The following is a 23626-nucleotide window of genomic DNA, read 5'->3' on the forward strand; positions in this document are numbered from 1 at the left end:
CTAAACCTCCCATCGCAATAATTGGTGGTCGCCTTGCGCCATGGTCGAGACATTGCCAAGGCGTTTGAGCAAACGTGCCACCAATGGAAAATACGTTTTGGTGGTAATCGCATCTAAGCCGCTGTTTTTCACGTAGGCAGCCAGTTCCCGAGAGGCATTCACTGCCCCTTTTCCCTCGACCGCCCACACAAAGTAATCATTGCCGACTACTTCACCCGCAACCGCTAAACGATAGTCATCACCATGAATGAGGTAGATACTGACAAACCCATCTTCAATGGCTTGCTCCATCACCTCGAAGTCATCAGGGCAAGCGCGAAACGCTTCGCGCAGTTGCTCTTTTATGCCTTCGTCATGCGTTACCACCTGAATCATTTGAGTACCTTTAGGGCAACGATGACCAGTATGGCAATAGCAAGGATGAGCCAAGGACTCACGCCACCACCCATGTTGATACCGCCGATAGATTGCCCTGACTGGTTACTGCTTTTCGCTGCCGATGGTCCAGCCGCACCGCCTTGCAGACCACCACCACCCGTTAAACTGGTTAATGAACCCAGCATATCAACCCCTTTTAAGCCAGATAATCAGCGCAAGCACCACCACAATGAGCCACGCTGATTTGTTGATTTCCTTGGCAGTCAAAAAGCCAAGGGTTAATCCAACAATTCCCAGATAGACGATTGGCATCACTTGCCCCCTTTAAGCGCAAATGCCAATCCACCGAACACAACCAGCAGCAGCACCACCACAATGGCAATGGTCTGCCATTGAACACCGTTACCGCCTGTATTCACTGGCTGTCCGTTTGGTTGCTGATAGTTGTTATTGTTGGCGCGGTTTTCGTCTGGACTGGCTGACTTAGCACGTTCTAGCTCGTTACCCATCTTGATACCGAGCCAGTCATTACCGAAGTCGCCCACGACATCGACCGCACCACCAACAAGCTCGCCCGCACCTTCTAAGATGCTGTCAAACCAGTTGCCAGAACTGGCAGCCGCTTTTGCTTGGTCAGGTAAGGACATTGCTCACCCCCTTAATTCGCTGAGATAGTGCCCACTTGCTCAATGGCTTCAATCAGCACTGGCACACTGCCCGTTTGAGACTTATCAAGCTCGAATTGAAGCTGCTTCATGGCATTGGTAGGCAGACGACCTTCCACACCAAAGCCAGTACGAACAAAATCAAGGCTGAACCAGCCGTTATTTTGCTCTAAGCCAACAATGGCAAGGTCAAAAGCGTTATCAGCTTTGTTGACGTTGATTTCTTCGACGCTGTCGCGAAGAACGCGAACACGGTCAATGGATGCGTCTTTGAAGTGAATGCGCTTCAATGACAGCAAAGGTGAGCGCTCAGCAAAATCAAACGGCGTACGACCTGTTGCACTTGCAAACCAAGACAGTGAGTAAATGCGTGGCAAGTAAATACGTTGTGATTGAGCTTGAGTCGTGTGAGAACGTGCGCGGATACTTGGCGCAGCTGTGCCACCCGCTTTTGATGCAAGCTGGATGTAAACAAACCAGATTTCACCTTGCAGAGTCACTAGCTCACCAGTACGCACACCACCTTTTGTACGCAGCGTTAGATCTGCAAAAGGAATAACGTAACGTCCCGCCTGAGTGAACTGTTTGCGGTGCTCTTGAAGGTCAACCAAGTCTTGACCTGTTAGGTTGTAGACTTCTTTGCCGTTTAGCGTGATGCGTACACGCTCAATATCGGCTGGATTAAGGATGTCAGTTACCAACTCGATGGATTGGTAAGTTGGACCACTAACCAAGCGTAAGCTTGCTTGGTTGCCCCAATTCACCCCTTCTACAGGGTCTAAATCGAGTGGACGAGGGTTAAATGGTGTGTTGAGTAGTTCCATAATTAAAACCACCCTGCATTGCCGTTAAGCTGTTCTTTAACTGGCTTAAGTGCGCCAATGTTGTTGATTGCCGCTAACACCAATAGCGCAACGACAACCGTCATCAGCATAGTTTTATGACTTGCTTTCATTTTCATGTTTTCCCCTGATTCGCATCGTTGGAAAGAGTTAAAAGAGCCATTATCAAATCAGACAACCACACGGCGGTCACTGACTTTAAACCTATAGGTTAAACGAATAACCTATAGGTTTAGATGTGAAGTAAATCACTGTCATTTAGCGATAATTTAAACTGAGCTTTGCCCCTGTCGCGCAGTTAAACGCCTTGTGTTGAACGTTACCAATGCCATCGCACACCAATAAATATTCTGCGATAGGCTTATTGATTCGCAGTTTGTTTATCTTGGCAGATTTCAATTGGGCAATGGTGTTCACGTCCAACCCTCGTCTATCCGCTAACCATTGCGCATCTGCCATTGAGTTAACCGCACCAATCCACCAAACGCTTGATTGCTCAGTGACGGTTTTCGGCACTTCTTGCCCCCGTTGAAAAACCGTGTGCACAACCAACCCATATTGACGACCACCGCGAAGCAGCTCACCCGCTCGCCCTTTAAGCTTGCCATTGGTTTCAACACAAGAAGCCAACTCTTCAATGATGATGTGTAGCTTATCAGCGCGACCATTACCCATTGACCACACCACCGATGAAAAGAACTCCAGCTCTTCCGCTGTCGCGCCTTTACTCGGTACGTAAGCCAACTTAAACGGTTTACCACGTCTACGTGCCATCACTAACGCCTTGAGAAAACCGAGACGCGTACTTACCCCAAGGCATCGCTGACCGCGAAATTTCGCCCCTGCATAGTTTCGATACGGGTCAAAAAACACCGCTTGAGCCGATTTGGGAACCAGCCCTAGGTGTTTAACGGCTGAGGTTTTCCCGCCTCCCGTTCCCGCCACATAAATCGTATGCTCAGCATCGTGTGACGGGTTCGAGTTTACAGGGTTAGGCAGTGCCAGAGGTTGAGGCTTTTTCGCCATGCTCCGCCTCCATCTTGCTACGTTGAAGCGCTTCAAGCTGTTTTCGTGATGCGTAGACCAAACCCAAGATAGCAAGAACAAGCGTTGCCTCTTCGATGTAGTCCCCAAACACTGCCATCAGCGTTGAGCCGTGCTTTTCAAACACTGGAATAGCCGCATCAATAACCGCTTGCTTGCTTTTGGCGTCAAACTCAAATTCAACACCAGAAATAACCGTTTCATTTTCGACTTCGATTTTAGGCTCGCTAACCTGTACTGGCGCGGCTTCAAGCGGTTTAAGGTCGCTTAATTCCGCGACCATATTTGCGCTAATAAACTCGCTCCCGCGCTTACTGATTGAGCTGTTACCACACTCAGGACAGCGGTAATACAAAATACCGATATTGCGCCCGTTTTTTGGTGTTTCACCAGTTGCAATCAATTTGCCTTCACCGCATTGGTGAACGGTTGAGGCAGATTGGCAAACCGGACAAGACACATAACCGCGAACTGGGTTTTCGACCTTAGCCATGGCTCACCTCTGCCTCTTCAATACCGTTTAGCGCATGTAAATCAGCAGTGATGCGAGCGCGAAGCTTAGCGCGTCCAACACTGTTGATTTGCTCTAGTTGCTCGATTTGCTCAAACAGGTTTACAGGCAAGCCCAAACCTTCTAGGGAAATGTTGCCGCTCATCAGCATTGGCATGGCGGTTTTCATAATCGACTTTGAGTCCATCCCTTTTAAGCTGGCAATCTGCTTTTTCAGTGATGCCGTTAACTGGTCAGCCGCATCCAGCGCGGCAAGGTCACGCTGACAATCATCAATAGATAGTGTTTTCATAATATTCCCCTGTCTCTCGACGTTAGTTGTTAGTTAAAGATGCCCCTGATTCACATCGTTGGCAGAAGTTAATGAGTCGCCTCTGATTCGCATCGTTGACGAACTTGGTAGGAAGCCTCCAAGTAGGCATATTTGTTTGCCATTGCTAGGTTTATTTCATCCTCATCAGGCTCAGGTATCGGCGGCAAACTATCCAAAACGCTTCGCCAGTAAGCTCGACGCTCTAAAAAGCGCTCACGTTCACTTTCGTATTGCTCCCGAGCAGATTCGCGTAAATCACTCAGGTCTATTTCGTGAGATTTCCCGTAAATCTCTCGCCTTAGAATCTCGTCATGCTGTCCCATCGCACCGATAAGCTCCATTGACCATCCGCGCGCCCCTGTTGCCCACATAAGAAACTTATCCATTCGAGCCTTGGCGTCCTCACCATCAAAGGTGATAGAGAAAGCATTCTTGGTGGACACATTCATCTCACGAGCTTTCATATCTTGCGCTACATTCTTTGCCGCTCTCTCTAAGCGGATAATGCGCGCTTTCAGCTTGTTCAAATGCTCATCAGGCTTGCTTTGCTGCTCAGCAATACCAACCGCCTTCACCGTTTGTGCTTTTTGCTTATTGATGCGAGCGATTGAGCGCTGCATTGGTTTTTTCCATTGCTCCAGCTTGTAGCCAAGCTCTTTGATGACTGCCGTAATGTTATCGGTGTCAAACGTGGCGAGCGTCTCCCAAGCTGGCGCGCGTGAACAACGTGCAATGTTGTAGCGATTACCTCGAATTAACCCTTGGTCTGCATTCTCACCTTTTGCGGCATAACCAAGCGCTTTGATTAAATAGGTGCTGGCTGCCTTGGGCTGTTTTATCCATTCGATGTGCGCCATCCCTTTACCCCAAAGTCCCTCAAGACGTTTAGCCCAATCACGAAAATAAACAGGCTCCACCGACCATCGCATAATGAGGTGAATATGGGGGTTAGGCTCGCCAATGATTTCATTGGTTTGAGGGTCTTTGCTTGGTGGACACTCAGCAACCCAAACATAATGAAAATCAGCTTTTTCCCTGTCTGGACCAAATGGCGAAGGCTTGGCTTTATAGTGTGGATTTATCTTTTCACCCGCCTCAGTTTCCCAACCGCGCTGGTACATCTTTTTGCACCCATCAAGAAAGCGAGAAACCTCTCGCCCCATGGTGGTCTCTGCCGTTTTCACAATGGTGAAAGGCTTTTTCGGTAGTAAGGTGTATTGCCCATCTTTACCGTGAACAATCGTTCCTTTGTCTCGAATAAATTCGATAGGAGTAAATGGTCTGCCTTCGGCTTCCGCTTGTGCGCCAAATAGTGCAAGTCGCTGCTCTTTAGTAAACGTCAGCGTGATAAACGTTGTGAATCCGTCATGACATTGGGCAACGTACGCTCCCGACTCAAATATTTTTGACACGCTACGTTTGGTTAACTGTTCGGTGAAGCGCTCACCTGTATTTGCATCCGGCGCCGAACTAGGTGGCGTTTGTGCCACAACTTGCGCTCGATATTGCCCTGACCATTTCCGGTGCTGGATATGCAAGCTTGAAGGGGCTAATTGTTTCTCAAATTCATAGCAAGGCTTACCAACTGACGGTAACACCCTTGCTTTGTTTCGCTCTGTGGTCGAATACAACGCATCAATGTTGTCATGCCCTAAACGGCTATCAAGCTCCGTCTTTTGCCCCGTAGGGTGCTGTAGCGTTCGCAGACGCTTAGTGATTCGGTGTATTTTTTGGCTCTTTTTCTTGTGTCGGACTTTTGCGCCCTTGGACAAGCCTATTGTCTCCGCGCTATCGCGCGCCGCTTCGCGGATGTGTTTCGTGCGGATGAAATGCAGTTGCTGCGCTTCACGGATTTTTTGGTTCTCAATCTCAGCCCATTCGGAAAAATTCGAATGTTGGTAAAATTTGGAACCTAAAAAACCCGCTTGATAGCAGGCTTCGGCTTCTTTGATTTTATCCAGTGGGCGAATGGCTCCACCCACATGTAGCAACTCTTCAATTTTCATTCTGTCACCAGTGACGGGCTATAAATTCTCTAGAGAAACGTACTTACCTGACTTGGTATCTCGCAGGGTGTTAAAGGTTAAATGGCGATGTTCACAACAAGCTTTTGCCAACATGTGAAACTCACTCTCTCTGTCTTGGGGAACCCATAGAGTGACCTTCTTTAAGCCTTGCGCTTTCTTGGCTGCTTCATACTTGGCATTGCGACTCATACAAAACACATCCCTGAATCGCAAAACCCCGAAAACATATCTATCTGACCATCGAAGAAAATTACTTCGCCAATCGGCACACCTGATTTATGCAACCAAAGGTGCGGATATTCCTTTTGCAAATCCTTTTCGAACTGGACAGCCTTTTCAAAATCCATTGGACAATGGTCTTTCATGTATTGCCATTCTGTATCGTTCCTATTTGGACACATCCAACAAGCGGAGCGGGGAGGCGTAGGCAATCCAGCTTTTTCGACAATGCGAATTGCATCCGAACGAGATAATCTCATCTCGACAAGTGGGTAGCGCTTTTGCCATTTTCCAACGGTGACTTTGACGCGACGCAGTTCATCCGTAGTCATTCCAAGCCACATGTCGAACTGTGATTTAGGGAAGCGCTCATTACATAGCCTACGGACAACCTCACCTTTCCATTTATCACTGCAAAAGCCCGGCTGTTTGTTGCACTGTCCGTTTTTATCCCTACCGTTCCACTCGGTAAAAAATGGCGGTAGCACATTCTTTCCTTTTGGGTCTGTTAGGTCGTATTTGGTGTAATCGCTTTTTGGGACAATGAGGTATTCCACACCCATCTGTTCGCAAAGTGGCGCAATGTGCTCTCTCTGATAATCAAAGACCTCTGACATTTCTCGCTCCGTGTCAGACATGATAATTAGGTCAGGCTTAGGTAGTTTTCCTTGAGAAATAAGCACTATCATGGCATTGGACTGGGTTCCGCCCCCACTAGATAGAATGTTGATTCGCTTGGGGTTGTATTTGAATTGGTTCATTCAATTAGCCTTCTATGTTTGATTGCTTGCAGTTTCGCCGCTTTCCTAAACTCAGCTTGCCCCTTTCTGCTAAAGCGATAATCCTGACCACTGCGCGGTTTTGGCTTCCCAAAATTAGGGAAATACTTGGCTTTGATGCCTTCTATCGTTTCAATCCCTTTTTCAGTTGGCATACTCACCTCAATAATTTTTGAGACGGCTAAGTTGCCCCGTGCGCTTAAAATGTCTTAAGCGCAACTCTATTGCTCCAAAGTTACGAAGCTCTAGATTTCTATCGCTCAAGCAGCAACGCACCAAAGAGACTATGTGTACTTGGTGTACTTCTTTAACTTGGTATTTGCTGAATACTTCGTAATAGCCAAGGAAGCGAGCCGCCCCTTCCATAGTTCGCTCTACGCTATATATTTCGCGAAATGCTTTTTGGGTATCTGACCTATTGCTCATACTTCCCCCTTAAAAAGCTCTAAAAAAGTTATCTTTTGCTTGTTCATCGGCGTCCGCCTTGGCGTGTTCCCACAGAACAAGCATATTGATGTAAACCTTTTTCTCTCCACGCTTTTTCTTTTTGATTGGCAGCCTTCCTTCGTGAACCATATTGCGGACAGATTGAGGTGTAACTCCCCAACGGCGCGCAAATTCATCGACAGGCAAATAAGGCATATCTGGTTGCACTGGTATGTTCATGGTATCTTTCCCTTACATCTAAACGCATCCAAACGCTTCATTGGATTTAAATAAATACAGAATGCCTCCAATTAGAGACACTGTAAACTAGTAAAGGCAAAGTCATGGCGGGTAACATTACTTTTTCTAATCGATTAAAAGAATTAAAAGGTGAAACTTCAGGTAGAAAGTTTGCTGAAAAATGTGGAATATCTCATGCTGTCATGGGTAAATACCTTAACGGCACAACCTCCCCTACACTTGATTCATTAATAAAAATTTCTCAAGCGACCAATGTAAATATCGATTGGCTATCAGGTGCAGGCAATGTCTCTTTTGAAAATGCCCGCTTCTTGGGTGCATCTGATTTTGAAACTATCCCCCTATATTCGGCGGAGGCTAGTGCTGGTTGTGGTAGTTTTCAGCATGACGACTCCATTATTGGTGAGCATTTGATTCTGGTTGAAGACTTAAAGCGCTTAGGAATCAAGAAAGAGGATGCTTGTGCCATAAAGGCGAGAGGCGATTCGATGAGCCCCACCCTAATGGATGGTGACTTGTTGGTAGTAGACACTCAAGAGCATGTCGGCGTCTACGATGGTGTCTATGCCATTTCCATTGACAACCAACTGCTAGTTAAGCGTTTACGTTATGACATTGCGAGCCAAGGCTATCACATAATTAGCGACAACCCCGAGCACAGCAATTTTTTACTAACCAAAGACGAACTAAGCAGACTAAGAGTTAATGGGCGTATTCGTCAGGTGGTGAAAAACCTATGAGCATCAAAAAACAAGGTGATAAATACCTTGTCGATGTTCGCCCGCAAGGTAGAGATGGGAAGCGGTATAGGCGAAAGTTTGAGACTAAATACGAAGCCAGCCAGTACGAAAAACATATACTTGCTACCGCTCACAACAAGGATTGGCTCGAAAAACCAGCAGACCGCAGAACGCTAAAAGAGTTGATTGATTTATGGTGGAAATATGAAGGGCAAAGTAAAAAAACTGCTACTACATACCACCGTATACTGAAGCAAATCGATGTCGAACTAGACAGTCCTAAAGCCTACCAAATAAACCACAAGATGCTTGCAGACTATCGAGTCCATCATCTAGACAATAACAAAGCAATGACTACATTTAATCGCAAGATTATGTGTCTAAGTAATGTTTTTACTGTTTTGATGGAGGCTCAGGAATATAGCGGAACCCATCCAGTTAAAGGCTTTAAGTTAAGAAGACCAAGAGCAAGAGAAATGCAATTTCTGTCTCAAAATGAGATGGATATATTGCTTACTTCTTTGTCTGGCGACGCCCTAAAAGTTGCCAAGCTATGCTTAGCCACCGGAGCACGATGGGGGGAGGCGGAGGGGTTGAAAGGCAGCCAACTTGTTAATGGTCGTGTCACCTTTGTGGATACAAAAAATGGAAGAAACAGAACAGTTCCAATAGATAAGAAGCTCGAACTGGAAATTCAAACAGGCAACAGCGGAAGGTTATTTTCTGATTGCTACAATGAGTTTTATGCAATCCAAAAACGCTGTGATTTTGGATTACCCAGAGGTCAAGCATCCCATGTATTGAGGCATACATTCGCAAGTCATTTTATGATGAATGGAGGCAACATACTTGCCCTACAAAAGATACTCGGACACTCCACCATTCAGCAAACTATGACCTATGCGCACCTTGCCCCTGATTACTTGCAGGACGCTGTTAAATTCAACCCCTTAAGAAGCCCACAAAATGACCACAATTAGTATTAACAACCAAACACATGTAAATATAAACAGTATAAAGAAGCCTTTAAAATAAAGGAATCACCTTATTTTAATAGGATTTAAAAGCCTTCATTTGATGGCTTTTTATTTACGAAATTCGTACCAATAATAAAACGCCCGATTCGAGGAAGTGATAATGAGCAAATGGATTACCGCCCTACTGATCAGCCTGTTGTCTTTACCAAGCATGGCAGGTCAGTTCAAAACCATGAAAGACATCGAGGTCCACTACATCGCGTTTAACTCGACCTTTTTAACTCCCAAGATCGCCCGTAGCTACGACATCAAGCGTAATGGCTACAATGCCGTACTGAACATCAGCGTGCTCGACAGTGCCTCTTTAGGTAAACCTGCCGTTGAAGCTAAAATCAGTGGTCAGGCAAAGAACCTTATCGGTCAAACGCAAAAGCTCACCTTCCGTGAAGTGAAAGAAGGCGATGCGATTTACTACCTAGCAGAGCTCGGTATTACTAACGAAGAAACTTTTACCTTCGATATTGACGTTAAAGCTGGAAACAAAGGCTCAGGTAAGCTTAAATTCACCCAGAAATTTTATGTCGAAGAGTAATTAGGTTGTGATGATCTAAAAGCTTTTAGAACATCATAACCCCAGAACCAATTTAATCAGGGAGAACACTGCGTTCTCCCTTTATCGCTACAGAAAGAGACGACCATGAAAAAGATAGTGCTAGCAACAGGCAACCAAGGCAAAGTTCGTGAGATGGCAGATCTGCTGTCTGACTTCGGTTTTGAAGTATTGGCGCAAAGTGAATTCAACGTATCTGAAGTAGCAGAAACTGGCACGACTTTCATCGAAAACGCGATCATCAAAGCTCGCCATGCCGCACAAGAAACGGGTCTTCCTGCGATTGCGGACGACTCAGGCTTAGAAGTCGATTTCTTGAAAGGTGCTCCGGGCATTTACTCTGCACGTTACGCAGGTGAAAAAGCCTCTGACCAAGAGAACTTAGAGAAGCTACTTAAAGCAATGGAAGGCGTACCAGAAGCAGAGCGCACCGCTCGTTTCCACTGCGTATTGGTTTTGATGCGTCACGAGAACGATCCAACCCCTATCGTTTGTCACGGTAAATGGGAAGGTCGCATTCTAACTGAAGCACACGGTGAAAATGGCTTTGGCTACGACCCAGTCTTCTTCGTTCCTGAAGACAACTGTGCGTCTGCCGAACTTGAGCCAGCACGTAAGAAGCAACTGTCTCACCGCGGTAAAGCACTCAAGTCGTTGTTTGCTCAATTGTCTGAGCAAGTGTCTCAGTAATCTCGAGCGAATTAGACCATGTTAACGCCCCCAGCACTGAGCTTGTATGTACACATCCCGTGGTGTGTACAAAAGTGCCCATATTGCGACTTTAACTCTCACGCGCTTAAAGCCGAGATCCCAGAAGAAGAGTACATCAATGCTCTTCTTGAAGATTTGGATACCGACATTGAGAAATACCGTCTTAACGAAGCGCCACGTCCACTGCATTCAATCTTCATTGGTGGTGGTACGCCGAGTTTGATTTCGGCAGAAGGCATCGAGCGCCTACTTAAGGGCATTGAAGCGCGTATTCCGTTCAAGCCTGAAATCGAAATCACCATGGAAGCTAACCCAGGCACCATTGAAGCTGAGCGTTTTGTTGGCTACCGCAAGGCTGGTGTAACGCGCATCTCTATCGGTGTGCAAAGCTTTGAGCAACAGAAGCTTGAGCGTTTGGGGCGCATTCACGGTCAAGACGAAGCCGTCAATGCCGCTAAGCTGGCGCACCAAATCGGCTTGAATAGCTTTAACCTCGATCTCATGCACGGCTTACCAGATCAAAGCATCGAACAAGCCTTGGCTGATTTGGACAAAGCGATTGAGTTGGCGCCACCGCACCTGTCTTGGTATCAGCTGACCATCGAACCAAATACCATGTTCTACTACAAGCCACCGACTCTGCCAGATGACGATGACTTGTGGGATATCTTCGAACAAGGACATGAGAAACTCGCAGCGGCGGGTTATGTTCAATACGAGATTTCTGGTTACAGCAAGCCGGGCTATCAGTGTCAGCATAACCTGAACTACTGGCGCTTTGGTGACTACCTTGGCATTGGCTGCGGCTCACACGGCAAGCTGAGCTTTGCTGATGGTCGCATTGTTCGTACCACTAAGGTCAAGCACCCACGTGGCTACCTGATGGCATATCAAAACATGGTGAAGCCATATCTGGATAGTGAACAGCTTGTGGCTGATGAAGATCGCCCGTTTGAGTTCTTTATGAACCGTTTCCGCTTAATGGAAGCGTGCCCGAAACAAGACTACATCGATACAACAGGTCTGCCGTTGAGCTCAATTCAAGAGACTATCGATTGGGCACTTGAGATGGGTTATCTGAGTGAAACAGAGACTCACTGGCAAATTACCGAGAAAGGTAAGCTGTTCCTCAATGATTTGCTTGAAGCCTTTATGGTGGAAGAGGAATAAGAAAGAGAATCGAGATTCGGGAACGGGCTGGGTCCTTCGAGAAACGAAATGTATGACTACATTTACCTAGACAGAAACAAAAAGGGTTGGCGCTCAAACGCCAACCTTTTCTTTTATTCGTAACAACACTTATCTAAAGCGAAGCGTTCCTAAGTCCCTAATCCACAAGGACGAAGTCCGTTCTCACTTCTCGTCTCTTTTCCTTAGAAAATCGAACGACCAATACGCTCGGCAAGTAGTTCAAGTGCTTTAGTACCAGCGAGTGAGTTACCAGATGCATCAAGCTCTGGAGACCAAACAGCAATCGTCATTTCACCCGGTACGACAGCGATGATACCGCCACCAACACCTGATTTACCCGGCATACCAACGCGGTAAGCAAATTCTCCAGCACCATCATACAAACCACATGTTGCTAGTAGTGCATTCAACTGTTTGGTTTGCGTTGGTGATACCACAGGCTTACCCGTTTGCACCGACGTACCTTTATTGGCTAAGTAGCTAAAGGTCTTTGCGAGATCGACACAGCTCATCTTCAATGCACACGCATGGAAGTAGTTTTGCAGAACAGGGATAACCTCGTTCTCGAAGTTACCAAATGAACGCATCAAGTACGCAATCGCAGCGTTACGGTCACCATGCATCATTTCAGACGCTGCAACCACTTTGTCGTATACGATATGAGTATCACCAGATAGCTGACGAGCAAATTCCAACAGACGCTGACGAGGCGCAGAGAGACGGCTTTGCAGCAAATCAGCAACCACAATAGCACCGGCGTTAATGAACGGGTTACGTGGAATGCCCTGCTCCATCTCTAACTGGATCATCGAGTTAAACGCTTGACCAGAAGGCTCTTTACCTACACGACACCAGATCTCTTCTTGCTTGTACAAGCACATTGCCAGAGTCAGGCTCAACGCTTTTGAGATCGACTGAATCGAAAATGACTCTTCTGCATCGCCCGCTTTAATCACTTCACCCTCATTGGTGTATACCGCAATACCCAGTTTGGTATTAGGTACTTTTGCCAATGCGGGAATGTAGTCGGCGACTTTGCCTTGACCAATTAGAGGGCGAACTTCCGCTAGAATGTCTGTCAAAATTTGCGCTGTAGGTTTCATCTTCTACCTTCTTGTCACAAGAACCCAAATGGCTGAGTTCAGAGGTAAAAAAAGCCAACGCGGACGTTGGCTTTTCCATGGAATTGATTCGACTCAAGTCGATTATGGTTTTATTGCCACAATGATGTTGCGGTTGATGGATTGATCAACACGGTGAAGATAACCGATGTAAGGCTCTTCTGAAAGTACCTTCCACCCTTGCTCTTCAAATAATGCCGCCACGTCTTTCCACTTCAAGGTGAATTCGTTGAAAGACAGCACCACAGAGCCTTGCTTCTTCAGAACCACTTTCCATGCAGGCAGAGCCTCTTTTAGAAGCTCCAGTGGGCTGCGGTTCAGTTTGCTGTCTTTGGCATTTTTGCTGCCGTGCTGCACGCCGTAAGGCAAGTCAGACACCATCACATCTACCGAGTTCTTCTTCACAACTTGGTCAGCAATACGCGTATCTGCTGAGTACAGCTTCATCGTTTGAAGATTACCTTTGTTGTAATCATCTTTGTCTGCTGCAGCCTCAACCACGAAGCCATCTGCCACTTTTTTACCACCAGAAGTGCGCTTTTCTTTGCTCACTTTGTGCTTAAAGCGACCGTTCTTCATGAACTTAACAATGAAGGTTTGGATCTCTTGAACCCATTTCTGGTTGATCTCAACACCCACAACATTCAAGCCGTGGATCAAACCTTCAAACAGTGTTGTACCTTTACCACACATAGGATCCATCAGCGTTAATTGCGCACTGCCCGTGTTGGCAGCACTGACGCCTAGGTTCACCATCAAACGCGTAAACTGCTCGTTTGTTTTACCTGTGTAACGCAGGATCTGACTCATGCTCTCAGGGAAAGTATTGAATGCAGGCGCCTGAATTGGACGTAATAAGCCATCTTCACGCACTTCAAATAGCGCGTAGTAGATAGATGACGCAGCAATCTTGCCTGCCTGTGCTTCACTTAGTTCGGTTTCGCAAGAGAACACAAGTGCAGCAGGCAGACCCACGTCTTTGTTGCCAATTTCAGTTACTTCAACACCTTCCGACGCCAAAATCGCTTTCAGCTCAGAACATGCAATCGTCATTGCGCTATCAAAGTAAATACGGTTATGACCCGGATTCGCTAATATCGCGTAGTGGTACATCTACTGGCTCCTTAAGCAGTACGCTTGAATTTGATATCCCACACACCGTGACCTAGACGGTGACCGCGAGCTTCAAATTTAGTCAGTGGACGTTCTTCTGGGCGAGGAATGAAGTCGCCTTCTTCAGCGATGTTTTCGAAACCAGGTGCTTGGTTCATGATTTCAATCATGTGCTCAGCGTAGTTTTCCCAGTCTGTCGCCATGTGGAAGATACCTTCATTAAGAATAAGCTTCTGACGAACCATTTCAGCGAACTCAAGCTGTACGATACGGCGCTTGTGGTGACGCTTTTTGTGCCATGGGTCTGGGAAGAACAGTTGTAGCGTTGCTAGGCTGCCATTTGGGATCATGTGTTCGAATACTTCTACCGCATCGTGACACATTACACGTAGGTTCGTGATACCGGCTTCGCGAGCATCTGCAAGACAAGCACCAACGCCTGGACTATGAACTTCGATACCGATGAAGTTTTTCTCTGGCGCGTTCTTTGCCATTTCAACCAATGAAGCACCCATACCAAAACCGATTTCAAGCACTACTGGGTTATCGTTGCCAAACACTTCTTTCCAATCAAGAAGTTCTGCTTTGTAGTCGATACCCATTGTTGGCCAGCACTCGTTCATCGCATTCTCTTGGCCCTTGGTTAGACGACCTTCGCGACGCACGAAACTGCGGATTTTACGGATCATTTTACCGTCTTCGTTGTATTCGTTAGTGGTTACTTCACTCATTGATTTTGCCTGCACATTGATTAATCAAAGCGGGGATTATCCAAAGAATTCACTTAGGTGCAAGTATTTGTTGAGCTATCGGACTATGGCAGCCCAAAAGCATACAAACCAAACACAATATCCCCACAGTTTATCTGTTGTACTTACACCACAATCTGTGGTGCAATTTTGCTCTTAACCAATAATAGAATACAGAGCAAGTCGTGACACCTTTCGCCAGTGCCATCTTAGAATGGTATGACGCATATGGAAGAAAAGATCTTCCGTGGCAACAAAACAAGACCGCTTATAGTGTCTGGTTGTCTGAAATCATGCTTCAGCAAACCCAGGTCACTACGGTTATTCCTTATTACCAACGCTTTTTGGAGCGCTTCCCGACCGTGGTCGATCTTGCCAATGCCGAGCAAGATGAAGTGCTGCATCTTTGGACCGGCTTAGGCTATTACGCGCGAGCTCGTAACCTTCATAAAGCTGCGAAAGAGGTCGCCCATAAATACAATGGTGAGTTCCCTCTAGACCTAGAGCAAATGAATGCCCTACCGGGGATTGGTCGCTCCACCGCAGCTGCGGTACTGTCGTCTGTCTATAAACAGCCGCATGCAATATTGGACGGCAACGTAAAGCGCACACTCTCGCGCTGTTTTGCCGTGGATGGATGGCCAGGACAAAAGAAAGTCGAGAATCAATTATGGGAAATCGCAGAAACGCACACACCACAAACGGATGTCGACAAATATAACCAAGCCATGATGGATATGGGTGCCATGATGTGTACCCGCAGTAAGCCTAAGTGCACCTTGTGTCCGGTCAACGAACTTTGTATAGCAAAAAAACAAGGTAATGTGCTTGATTACCCTGGTAAGAAGCCGAAGAAAGACAAGCCGGTTAAGCAGACACGTTTCGTCATGCTGCACCACAAAAATGGTGATAGTCACGAAGTGTGGCTAGAACAAAGACCGCAGACAGGTATTTGGGGTGGGCTCTTTTGTTTCCCACAAACCGAACATATTGATGTAGAGAGCGATATTGAATTACTACTGGAACAACGTGGTATTCAAGCCGACGATATTAAACGTCAAGAAACTCTGATTACGTTTCGTCATACATTCAGCCATTACCATCTCGATATCACACCGATTTTGATTGACCTGTCAAAGCAACCTAATGTGGTGATGGAAGGTAACAAAGGTCTTTGGTATAACTTATCTAAACCTGAAGAAGTCGGTTTGGCAGCCCCAGTAAAACTCTTACTGGAAGCTCTGCCCCACGAGCTTCGTTAATTAATTGCAAGGAGTCATTATGAGCCGCACTGTTTTTTGTGCTCGACTAAAGAAAGAAGGCGAAGGTCTAGACTTTCAACTTTACCCAGGTGAACTAGGTAAACGTATTTTCGATAATATCTCGAAAGAAGCTTGGGCTCAGTGGCAACACAAACAAACGATGTTGATCAATGAGAAGAAGCTTAACATGATGGATCCTGAGCATCGTAAACAACTTGAAACAGAGATGGTGAATTTCCTGTTTGAAGGTAAAGATGTACACATCGAAGGCTACACGCCACCAAGCGAATAAAGCAAACTTGTTTTAAAACAATGACATCACAACCAACCTTGTGGTGTCATTTTTGTATTAACGTCTAACAACCCTAATAACTATGAAAAAGATTGCCTTTATCGCTACTGCACTTTTAATGGCTGGTTGTAGCCGTGAATTCGTCGAAAAAATTTACGACGTCGATTACGAGCCAACCAACCGTTTTGCTAACAACCTTGCAGAATTGCCGGGACAGTTTGAAAAAGATACCGATGCACTCGACGCACTGATCAACAGCTTCTCAGGCAACATTAAGAAACGTTGGGGGCAACGTGAAGTGAAGTTTGCCGGTAAAAGCAATTACGTAAAATACATCGATAATTATTTGAGTCGTGCTGAAGTCGACTTCCAAAAAGGTGTTATTACCATCGAAACGGTTTCTCCCACCGAACCGCAAAAACACCTAAAGAACGCCATTATCACCACGTTGTTAACGCCAGATGACCCGGCTAATGTCGACTTATTCTCTTCTAAAGAGATCAAACTTGAGGGGCAACCTTTCCTGTATAAGCAGGTTGTCGACCAAGACAAAAAGCCAATTCAGTGGTCATGGCGAGCAAATCGCTTTGCCGATTACTTGATCGCCAACCAAGTCAAAACTAAAGATGTCGACTTTAAGAAAGCGTATTACGTTGAAATCCCGATGGTAGAAGATCACTTCTCGCAGCGCAGTTACCAATATGCGGACATCGTACGTCGTGCATCAAAGAGATACGATATTCCTGAAGATTTGATTTACGCCATCATCAAAACCGAAAGTAGCTTTAACCCATACGCAGTAAGTTGGGCAAATGCATATGGCTTGATGCAAGTCGTACCTAAAACAGCAGGTCGAGACGTATTTAAGCTAGTGAAGAATCGTTCTGGGCAGCCAAGTCCTGAATACTTATTTAACCCAGAAAACAATATTGATACTGGAACGGCTTACTTTTACATCCTTAAGAACCGTTATTTAAAAGACGTACAGCATCCAACTTCATTAGAATACAGCATGATTTCTGCCTATAATGGCGGAACTGGTGGTGTTTTGAACACTTTCCATCGCACTGATCGCAAACGCGCGATGAGAGATTTAAATTCTTTGCAACCAAACCAAGTTTATTGGGCACTTACCAAGAAACACCCGAACGCAGAAGCGCGTCGTTACCTAGAAAAAGTTACAAATTTCAAAAAGGAATTTAACTCCGGACACACTTTGTAGTGACAGTTGAATAAAAAGCGTTCGAACAACCACTTTTTTGAAATTATTTAAAAAAAGTGGTTGACGCAAAGCGGGAAAATCCGTTTAATAGCGCTCCGTCGCCCGGATAGCTCAGTCGGTAGAGCAGAGGATTGAAAATCCTCGTGTCGGTGGTTCGATTCCGCCTCCGGGCACCACAATTTAAAATTGTTGGTGCTTAGCACGAACAGTTAAAAAAGAAAACGGTACGCCGACTTAGCTCAGTAGGTAGAGCAACTGACTTGTAATCAGTAGGTCACCAGTTCGATTCCGGTAGTCGGCACCATTCTTTTGCCTCGATAGCTCAGTCGGTAGAGCAGAGGATTGAAAATCCTCGTGTCGGTGGTTCGATTCCGCCTCGAGGCACCATATTTGGTGCGCTTGCTTAAAGTAAGACACAAAACAGAATAGTTCCTCCTTAGCTCAGTTGGTAGAGCGACGGACTGTTAATCCGCAGGTCACTGGTTCAAGTCCAGTAGGAGGAGCCAATTTCTAGAGTTTCATGTAAATGAGATTCTAAAAAATGGAGAGTTTACTCTTCAAAAAAGAAAACGGTACGCCGACTTAGCTCAGTAGGTAGAGCAACTGACTTGTAATCAGTAGGTCACCAGTTCGATTCCGGTAGTCGGCACCATTCTTTTGCCTCGATAGCTCAGTCGGTAGAGCAGAGGATTGAAAATCCTCGTGTCGGTGGTTCGATTCCGCCTCGAGGCACCATATTTGGTGCATTTGCTTAAAGCAAGACACAAAACAGAATAGTTCCTCCTTAGCTCAGTTGGTAGAGCGACGGACTGTTAATCCGCAGGTCACTGGTTCAAGTCCAGTAGGAGGAGCCAACTTTGAAAGCCAAGTCTTCGGACTTGGCTTTTTTCTTATCTGCATTATAAAAACACTTATCTACTTTCAGTATCTCCATTTAGCTTTAAGGCTCCTCCCCTTCAAAAACCCTTATAAACTCAAGATTCATTTGATAAAACACACTTATTTCACGCTAAAAATTTAATCCAAATCATAGTTTCAACATTGATGCATAGGCGCGTGTATACATCTTCAATATGATGAATTTATTATTACGCCCCCTAATAAGCTATGCATTGCATAGTATTAAATACGTCTCGTGAGCTAACTATGAAATTAAAAACTCAAGCCTATTTATTATCTGCAATCATCTTGATTGCGTTACTTGCTCTTACTGCAACAGGTCTTTGGACACTACGCGTCGCAAGTAACCTTGATAACAAAGCTCGAGTGACTGAGCTATTTAAGAGTGCATACAGCATTCTAACTGAAGTTGAGAAAATGGCAGTGGAAGGCAAGATGCCTGAAGATGAAGCCAAAGCATTGGCTACTCGCCTACTTCGCAACAATATCTACAAAGACAACGAATACGTTTATGTTGCCGACGAAAACATGATTTTTGTGGCAGCACCGCTCGACCCTCAATTGCATGGCACCAGTTTCCATGATTTCCGCGATGGCGACGGCAACAGTGTTGGTCAATTAATCTTAGATGTCCTAGGTCGTAAAACAGGTCAAATCGTTGAATACACTTGGACACAAAAACTCCCTGACGGCACAATCGAAGAAAAACACTCCATTGCAGAGAAAACGCCCCATTGGAACTGGGTGGTAGGCACTGGCATCGGGTTTAATGAGGTCAATGCTCGCTTCTGGTCAACAGCTCAATGGCAACTAGCACTGTGTCTAGCAATTGCGGGGGCGATACTAGGTGGGTTGATTATCTCCATCCGTAAGATGCTTAATCTACTCGGCGGTGAGCCAAATGACGTACGTGAAGCGGTTCAAGCCGTTGCTCAAGGAGATATCCAAACCAGCTTTGAATATACCGCACCAAAAGACAGCATCTATGGTGCTGTACAAGAGATGAGTCAATCTCTGGCTAAGATGGTAACTAACCTGGACGAATCAATGCACGCCTTGCGTTCAGAGCTATCAGCGGTAGAGTCTCGCTCTAATTCGATCGCTGATCTAACCATGTCTCAGCAACAATCGACGGCAATGATCGCAACAGCAATGACAGAAATGGCTTCTTCGGCTAACCATGTAGCAAGTTCGGCAAGCGATACAGCACAAAACACCGATGAAGCAGATAAACAGAGTCAGCACACGCAATCATTAATCCATAGCACTGTAGACAACATCCAAGGGTTGGCGACTCAGTTGAATACGGCAAGTAAAGCGGTTGCGGACCTTGATCAAGATGTAAACAGTATCGTAAAAGTTCTCGACGTGATCGGCGATATTGCAGAGCAAACTAACCTACTGGCGCTAAATGCCGCGATTGAAGCAGCCCGTGCAGGAGAACAAGGTCGAGGCTTTGCAGTTGTTGCCGATGAGGTACGCAACCTAGCAGGTCGCACGCAAGACAGTACAAAAGAGATTCAACAGATGATCTCTAACCTTCAAGAGGGTTCGCGCAATGCTATCCATACAATGGAGATCTGTGCCGAGACCAGCGAAAGCACAGTAACTGAATCAATGAACGCCTCAGAGGCACTTCAACAGATAGTAACCGCGTTAGAGTCTATTACTGCGATGAGCCAACAAATTGCAACAGCAGCGGCTGAACAAACGCAAGTGAGTGATGACATTGCACACCGCATCAACCTAATTGAAGAAAGCGGCAGCCAGCTAAATACGGTGGTAACAGAAAGCCAATCAAGCACCCAAACATTGGCATCTTTAGCTGATGAACTTGAAGGTTGGGTGAACAAGTTCTCAGTAAAGCACTAGTTTAAAGTCAATTGTTCAATAAAAAGCACGTTTTCAGACGTGCTTTTTTGTTTTTATCGCCTTTATTTTGCGACAGAACGCCCTACTTTTCTTAAAACAGCGCTTAAAGCATGGTGCATTGCTGCTCAAAATGCATAAAAACAGCCCACTCCGAGCACAAATCCATCAAACGATAATTTATTTTAATTTTATTGTTGACCTGAAAGCCGAAAAGCCTTTTAATACACCTCGTCGCCCGGATAGCTCAGTCGGTAGAGCAGAGGATTGAAAATCCTCGTGTCGGTGGTTCGATTCCGCCTCCGGGCACCACAATTTAAAATTGTTGGTGTCTAACACGAACAATAGAAAGAATAACGGTACGCCGACTTAGCTCAGTAGGTAGAGCAACTGACTTGTAATCAGTAGGTCACCAGTTCGATTCCGGTAGTCGGCACCATTTATTCTTAAACAAGATAATTCCTCCTTAGCTCAGTTGGTAGAGCGACGGACTGTTAATCCGCAGGTCACTGGTTCAAGTCCAGTAGGAGGAGCCATCTTTCGGTTAGTAAGTCGATTACTTATTAACGAAAATGTGCCGACTTAGCTCAGTAGGTAGAGCAACTGACTTGTAATCAGTAGGTCACCAGTTCGATTCCGGTAGTCGGCACCACTTATTAAAATTTGTTCCTCCTTAGCTCAGTTGGTAGAGCGACGGACTGTTAATCCGCAGGTCACTGGTTCAAGTCCAGTAGGAGGAGCCATATTAGAAAAGCCGCATCACTTGATGCGGCTTTTTTGCATCTGAAGAAAACGCACCGCTCCCTCTCTTCACCCAACTTTATCTCAATAAACAAAAAGCCAGGCGATGTACCTAGCTTTCTCTTTTTGTATCGTATCAATGAGTGTCTAAGCGGAAGGCTAGCTCAAACCGCCAAGGCAGATGTACTTCGTCTCTAGATACTCATCCATGCCTTGCTTAGCCCCTTCACGACCAATGCCTGATTCTTTGATCCCACCAAACGGTGCCACTTCCGTAGAGATAATTCCTTCATTTACCCCCACCATGCCATATTCCAAACCTTCACTAAATTTGATGATGCGCTTCAAGCTATCGGTGTAGAAGTAACAAGCTAAACCATATTCAGTGTCATTCGCCATCGAGAGCACTTGCTCATCATCATCAAAACTAATGACTGGCAGAACCGGGCCAAACAGCTCTTGTTGCACTATCGCCATACCTTGTTCCACATTATCTAAGATAACAGGCTCCATAAAGCGCCCAGAGCGTTTTTGAGGCAGATTAAGCATCGCTGCCCCTTCTTGTACTGCCTGATCGATCACTGCTTCTAGACGATGCTTAGAAGCCATTGTAATCACAGGACCAAGAGTTGTATTTTTCTCAAGACCATTACCGACCGTCAGGCTTGTTACCTTATCTAGAAGCTTAGTTAAGAACGCCTCTTTTACGTTCTGATGCACATACAAGCGGTTGGTACACACACAGGTTTGTCCGGCATTACGAAACTTAGAGGCAATCAAGCCATTCGCCGCAGCTTCTAAATCTGCATCGTCAAAAACAATAAAAGGCGCATTGCCACCTAATTCCATAGAAGCGGCTTTAACCGTATCACTTGCCTGCTTCATCAAGATCTTGCCGACACGTGTCGAACCCGTGAAAGAGATCTTCTTAATTCGCGGATCGGTACTTAATACCAAACCAAACTCTGCCGCTTGCTCAGAAACAACGGTAGACAATAGAGCTTTAGGGATGCCAGCCTGGTGAGCAAGCTCAACCACAGCCAGAGCAGTCAAAGGCGTTAATTCAGAAGGTTTAATGATCATCCCACATCCCGCAGCCAAAGCAGGAGCCGCTTTTCGAGTGATCATTGCAATAGGGAAATTCCATGGTGTAATCGCAGCACACACGCCGACAGGCTGTTTAATGGTAGAGAGTCGTCTATCTACCGCTGGTGCAGGTATAACCTCACCATAGGCGCGCTTAGCCTCTTCTGCGAACCATTCAACAAAAGATGCTCCATATGCGACTTCTCCACGACTTTCAGAAAGCGGTTTGCCTTGTTCTAAGGTAATGATGTTAGCAATATCTTCCGTGTGCTCTACAAGCAATTGAAACCACTTTTTCAGCGAAGCGGAACGTACTTTAGCACTGAGTTTTTCCCACTCAACTTGAGCCGCTTTACACGTTTCTATTTGCACATCTAGCTCGTCCAAAGAGCTAGGTTTTAAGCGAATCAGTTCTTGCTCAGTCGCAGGGTTAATAACTGCAATCCCATCTTGAGAAGACAGGCTTTCGAATAAGACTCTTAGTGTTTCACTTTGTATCTGCTGCATCATTAGGTTGTACTCCCAAAAGAACCTTTACTAGGTTAATCCTTCTGACAAATAAGAGTAAAGCAAACAAAGTTTTCTTCAGCGTAAATATGAGAAGTGATGACCAAGTACAGTTAACCAGTGATACAGAGAAGGGAACACAAACAGAGATTGCTATGATTGAAGAAGATAAGTATTTGGTGGGTCATAAACTTGGTTTTATTAGATAAACCCTGTCTTTGATGTAAGAGAGCAAATAGAGGGTATCTCAGACGTAACCAAATGATAGGTTAGATTTATCAATACTCGTGGAAAGACTGGGGTGCGAATGTAGAGCTTTATCTGAATAAGTGGTTGAGCTTGTAGGCTACAGATAAAACCTTGCGAGACTTATTTTCCCATAAGAGAAAATCATGTTCCCTAAAACGACAAAACCCACTCCGGAGACTGGACTTCTAAATAAATGGCGGACGGCCGGGGTTGCGGGCAACCGGGACTCATTCCCTGAAAAGGAAATTATTCTGTTCAAAAACGATAAAACCCAGTCCGGAGACTGGGTTTCTAAATAAGTGGCGGACGGCCGGGGTTGCGGGCAACCGGGACTCATTCCCTGAAAAGGAAATTATTCTGTTCAAAAACGACAAAACCCAGTCCGGAGACTGGGTTTCTAAATAAGTGGCGGAGCGGACGGGACTCGAACCCGCGACCCCCGGCGTGACAGGCCGGTATTCTAACCAACTGAACTACCGCTCCGCACTGGTTAGACCTAAAGTCTAAATAAGAACCTGGCGATGTTCTACTCTCACATGGGGAAGCCCCACACTACCATCGACGCTACTTCGTTTCACTTCTGAGTTCGGAATGGAAGTCAGGTGGGTCCAAAGCGCTATGGTCGCCAAGTAAAATTCTGATTGTAATGGTGCTGATACCCAGACTCGAACTGGGGACCTCATCCTTACCAAGGATGCGCTCTACCACCTGAGCTATATCAGCATCAAGATGTCCCTTTAGGACTAAAAAAGCCCGCTTTTTCAAACGGGCTCTCTTAACTTTTGTCTTCACCTTTTTTAAAAAGGCAAACACTAAATTTA

The 23626-nt window shown here is 45.8% G+C and carries 27 protein-coding genes, 14 tRNA genes and 1 rRNA gene; 21 read left to right on the forward strand and 21 right to left on the reverse strand.

Translation table 11 applies throughout. From position 1 onward, the window contains the following. The 14 genes from OH459_RS05395 to OH459_RS05460 all read right to left on the reverse strand — a co-directional run bounded on the left by OH459_RS05395 (window position 1) and on the right by OH459_RS05460 (window position 7444). The gene (locus tag OH459_RS05395) at window positions 1-375 is read right to left on the reverse strand and encodes a hypothetical protein (protein ID WP_042602340.1); all 375 of its coding nucleotides are present in this window, start codon (window positions 373-375) and stop codon (window positions 1-3) included. Further along, window positions 372-563: a hypothetical protein gene (locus OH459_RS05400; protein WP_005449709.1), complete on the reverse strand. Its 192-nt coding sequence runs from the start codon at window positions 561-563 to the stop codon at window positions 372-374. The genes OH459_RS05395 and OH459_RS05400 overlap by 4 nt, the downstream gene beginning before the upstream one ends. Window position 564: 1 nt before the next feature. After that, window positions 565-690 carry a hypothetical protein gene (locus OH459_RS05405; RefSeq protein ID WP_017190988.1) on the reverse strand — a complete coding sequence of 42 codons (126 nt, stop codon included), beginning with the start codon at window positions 688-690 and terminating at the stop codon, window positions 565-567. After that, window positions 690-1025 carry a hypothetical protein gene (locus OH459_RS05410; RefSeq protein WP_269986009.1) on the reverse strand — a complete coding sequence of 112 codons (336 nt, stop codon included), beginning with the start codon at window positions 1023-1025 and terminating at the stop codon, window positions 690-692. Before OH459_RS05410 ends, OH459_RS05405 begins: the two co-directional genes overlap by 1 nt. A gap of 11 nt (window positions 1026-1036) precedes the next feature. Continuing rightward, window positions 1037-1867, reverse strand: coding sequence for a major capsid protein P2 (locus OH459_RS05415; RefSeq protein WP_005449706.1), 831 nt, complete (start codon window positions 1865-1867; stop codon window positions 1037-1039). A 2-nt stretch (window positions 1868-1869) separates the two neighbouring features. Then, window positions 1870-2004, reverse strand: coding sequence for a hypothetical protein (locus OH459_RS05420; RefSeq protein ID WP_017190990.1), 135 nt, complete (start codon window positions 2002-2004; stop codon window positions 1870-1872). Window positions 2005-2143: 139 nt separating this feature from the next. Then, entirely contained in the window at window positions 2144-2911 is a 768-nt protein-coding gene (locus OH459_RS05425; RefSeq protein WP_269986010.1) for a hypothetical protein, read from the reverse strand. Then, window positions 2877-3422 carry a hypothetical protein gene (locus tag OH459_RS05430; RefSeq protein ID WP_269986011.1) on the reverse strand — a complete coding sequence of 182 codons (546 nt, stop codon included), beginning with the start codon at window positions 3420-3422 and terminating at the stop codon, window positions 2877-2879. The genes OH459_RS05425 and OH459_RS05430 overlap by 35 nt, the downstream gene beginning before the upstream one ends. After that, window positions 3415-3732 (reverse strand): hypothetical protein, encoded by a 318-nt coding sequence (locus OH459_RS05435; protein ID WP_017190992.1) that lies wholly within the window; start codon window positions 3730-3732, stop codon window positions 3415-3417. The genes OH459_RS05430 and OH459_RS05435 overlap by 8 nt, the downstream gene beginning before the upstream one ends. A gap of 68 nt (window positions 3733-3800) precedes the next feature. Then, window positions 3801-5759 carry a hypothetical protein gene (locus tag OH459_RS05440; protein WP_017190993.1) on the reverse strand — a complete coding sequence of 653 codons (1959 nt, stop codon included), beginning with the start codon at window positions 5757-5759 and terminating at the stop codon, window positions 3801-3803. Window positions 5760-5777: 18 nt separating this feature from the next. Then, window positions 5778-5969: a hypothetical protein gene (locus tag OH459_RS05445; protein WP_045491122.1), complete on the reverse strand. Its 192-nt coding sequence runs from the start codon at window positions 5967-5969 to the stop codon at window positions 5778-5780. Then, window positions 5966-6760: a hypothetical protein gene (locus tag OH459_RS05450; protein ID WP_269986012.1), complete on the reverse strand. Its 795-nt coding sequence runs from the start codon at window positions 6758-6760 to the stop codon at window positions 5966-5968. Before OH459_RS05450 ends, OH459_RS05445 begins: the two co-directional genes overlap by 4 nt. After that, on the reverse strand, window positions 6757-6933 hold the full coding sequence (locus tag OH459_RS05455; RefSeq protein WP_196297931.1) for a hypothetical protein: 177 nt from the start codon (window positions 6931-6933) through the stop codon (window positions 6757-6759). The genes OH459_RS05450 and OH459_RS05455 overlap by 4 nt, the downstream gene beginning before the upstream one ends. A gap of 280 nt (window positions 6934-7213) precedes the next feature. Further along, a complete protein-coding gene (locus OH459_RS05460; protein WP_269986013.1) occupies window positions 7214-7444 on the reverse strand; it encodes a DNA-binding protein in 231 nt (76 codons plus the stop codon). Between the two features lie 104 nt (window positions 7445-7548). Between OH459_RS05460 and OH459_RS05465 the strand changes: the two genes are divergently transcribed. The 5 genes from OH459_RS05465 (at window position 7549) to hemW (ending at window position 11673) form a co-directional block, all read left to right on the forward strand. Further along, window positions 7549-8205, forward strand: coding sequence for an XRE family transcriptional regulator (locus OH459_RS05465; protein ID WP_269986014.1), 657 nt, complete (start codon window positions 7549-7551; stop codon window positions 8203-8205). Next, complete coding sequence (locus OH459_RS05470; protein ID WP_029789654.1) at window positions 8202-9185, forward strand: phage integrase; 984 nt, start codon at window positions 8202-8204, stop codon at window positions 9183-9185. The genes OH459_RS05465 and OH459_RS05470 overlap by 4 nt, the downstream gene beginning before the upstream one ends. Before the next feature lie 157 nt (window positions 9186-9342). Next, window positions 9343-9774, forward strand: a complete 432-nt coding sequence (locus OH459_RS05475; RefSeq protein WP_005425804.1) for a DUF4426 domain-containing protein — start codon at window positions 9343-9345, stop codon at window positions 9772-9774. Window positions 9775-9879: 105 nt separating this feature from the next. Further along, on the forward strand, window positions 9880-10482 hold the full coding sequence (locus OH459_RS05480; protein WP_009697579.1) for an XTP/dITP diphosphatase: 603 nt from the start codon (window positions 9880-9882) through the stop codon (window positions 10480-10482). Between the two features lie 18 nt (window positions 10483-10500). After that, window positions 10501-11673, forward strand: a complete 1173-nt coding sequence (gene hemW / locus OH459_RS05485; protein ID WP_029789656.1) for a radical SAM family heme chaperone HemW — start codon at window positions 10501-10503, stop codon at window positions 11671-11673. Window positions 11674-11876: 203 nt separating this feature from the next. Here the strand turns inward: hemW and glsB are convergent, their stop codons facing one another. The 3 genes from glsB to trmB form a co-directional block, all read right to left on the reverse strand. Further along, window positions 11877-12797 carry a glutaminase B gene (glsB, locus tag OH459_RS05490; protein ID WP_005425799.1) on the reverse strand — a complete coding sequence of 307 codons (921 nt, stop codon included), beginning with the start codon at window positions 12795-12797 and terminating at the stop codon, window positions 11877-11879. 102 nt (window positions 12798-12899) lie between these two features. After that, complete coding sequence (locus OH459_RS05495) at window positions 12900-13928, reverse strand: TRM11 family SAM-dependent methyltransferase (RefSeq protein WP_005425798.1); 1029 nt, start codon at window positions 13926-13928, stop codon at window positions 12900-12902. Window positions 13929-13939: 11 nt separating this feature from the next. Further along, window positions 13940-14659 (reverse strand): tRNA (guanosine(46)-N7)-methyltransferase TrmB, encoded by a 720-nt coding sequence (trmB, locus tag OH459_RS05500; protein WP_005449665.1) that lies wholly within the window; start codon window positions 14657-14659, stop codon window positions 13940-13942. 203 nt (window positions 14660-14862) lie between these two features. Here trmB and mutY point away from each other — a divergent pair, with 203 nt between their 5' ends. The 16 genes from mutY (at window position 14863) to OH459_RS05580 (ending at window position 20965) form a co-directional block, all read left to right on the forward strand. Further along, window positions 14863-15939 (forward strand): A/G-specific adenine glycosylase, encoded by a 1077-nt coding sequence (gene mutY / locus OH459_RS05505; RefSeq protein WP_050937295.1) that lies wholly within the window; start codon window positions 14863-14865, stop codon window positions 15937-15939. A 19-nt stretch (window positions 15940-15958) separates the two neighbouring features. Continuing rightward, window positions 15959-16231 (forward strand): oxidative damage protection protein, encoded by a 273-nt coding sequence (locus tag OH459_RS05510; protein ID WP_005425792.1) that lies wholly within the window; start codon window positions 15959-15961, stop codon window positions 16229-16231. Between the two features lie 82 nt (window positions 16232-16313). Further along, window positions 16314-17453 (forward strand): membrane-bound lytic murein transglycosylase MltC, encoded by a 1140-nt coding sequence (mltC, locus tag OH459_RS05515; protein WP_009697576.1) that lies wholly within the window; start codon window positions 16314-16316, stop codon window positions 17451-17453. 100 nt (window positions 17454-17553) lie between these two features. Next, a tRNA-Phe gene (locus OH459_RS05520) sits at window positions 17554-17629 on the forward strand. A gap of 52 nt (window positions 17630-17681) precedes the next feature. After that, window positions 17682-17757 (forward strand) — tRNA-Thr (locus OH459_RS05525). A 7-nt stretch (window positions 17758-17764) separates the two neighbouring features. Then, a tRNA-Phe gene (locus tag OH459_RS05530) sits at window positions 17765-17840 on the forward strand. Between the two features lie 43 nt (window positions 17841-17883). Continuing rightward, window positions 17884-17959 (forward strand) — tRNA-Asn (locus OH459_RS05535). Between the two features lie 70 nt (window positions 17960-18029). Then, window positions 18030-18105 (forward strand) — tRNA-Thr (locus OH459_RS05540). 7 nt (window positions 18106-18112) lie between these two features. Continuing rightward, window positions 18113-18188: transfer RNA gene (locus tag OH459_RS05545), tRNA-Phe, on the forward strand. A 43-nt stretch (window positions 18189-18231) separates the two neighbouring features. Beyond that, window positions 18232-18307: transfer RNA gene (locus tag OH459_RS05550), tRNA-Asn, on the forward strand. A gap of 292 nt (window positions 18308-18599) precedes the next feature. After that, window positions 18600-20225 carry a methyl-accepting chemotaxis protein gene (locus OH459_RS05555; protein WP_005449658.1) on the forward strand — a complete coding sequence of 542 codons (1626 nt, stop codon included), beginning with the start codon at window positions 18600-18602 and terminating at the stop codon, window positions 20223-20225. A gap of 233 nt (window positions 20226-20458) precedes the next feature. Further along, window positions 20459-20534: transfer RNA gene (locus OH459_RS05560), tRNA-Phe, on the forward strand. A 51-nt stretch (window positions 20535-20585) separates the two neighbouring features. Further along, window positions 20586-20661: transfer RNA gene (locus OH459_RS05565), tRNA-Thr, on the forward strand. 21 nt (window positions 20662-20682) lie between these two features. Next, window positions 20683-20758: transfer RNA gene (locus OH459_RS05570), tRNA-Asn, on the forward strand. 40 nt (window positions 20759-20798) lie between these two features. Continuing rightward, window positions 20799-20874 (forward strand) — tRNA-Thr (locus OH459_RS05575). Between the two features lie 15 nt (window positions 20875-20889). Beyond that, window positions 20890-20965, forward strand: a tRNA-Asn gene (locus OH459_RS05580). A 157-nt stretch (window positions 20966-21122) separates the two neighbouring features. Here the strand turns inward: OH459_RS05580 and OH459_RS05585 are convergent. From OH459_RS05585 to OH459_RS05600, 4 genes are all read right to left on the reverse strand, one after another. Next, complete coding sequence (locus OH459_RS05585) at window positions 21123-22559, reverse strand: NAD-dependent succinate-semialdehyde dehydrogenase (RefSeq protein ID WP_009697574.1); 1437 nt, start codon at window positions 22557-22559, stop codon at window positions 21123-21125. Window positions 22560-23211: 652 nt separating this feature from the next. Beyond that, window positions 23212-23288: transfer RNA gene (locus OH459_RS05590), tRNA-Asp, on the reverse strand. Window positions 23289-23318: 30 nt separating this feature from the next. After that, window positions 23319-23435: ribosomal RNA gene (gene rrf / locus OH459_RS05595) — 5S ribosomal RNA — on the reverse strand. A gap of 17 nt (window positions 23436-23452) precedes the next feature. Further along, window positions 23453-23528 (reverse strand) — tRNA-Thr (locus OH459_RS05600). Between the last annotated feature and the right edge of the window lie 98 nt (window positions 23529-23626).

Origin of the sequence: Vibrio sp. MM46 (assembly GCF_027587135.1) — a bacterium.
GTDB lineage: Bacteria > Pseudomonadota > Gammaproteobacteria > Enterobacterales > Vibrionaceae > Vibrio > Vibrio harveyi.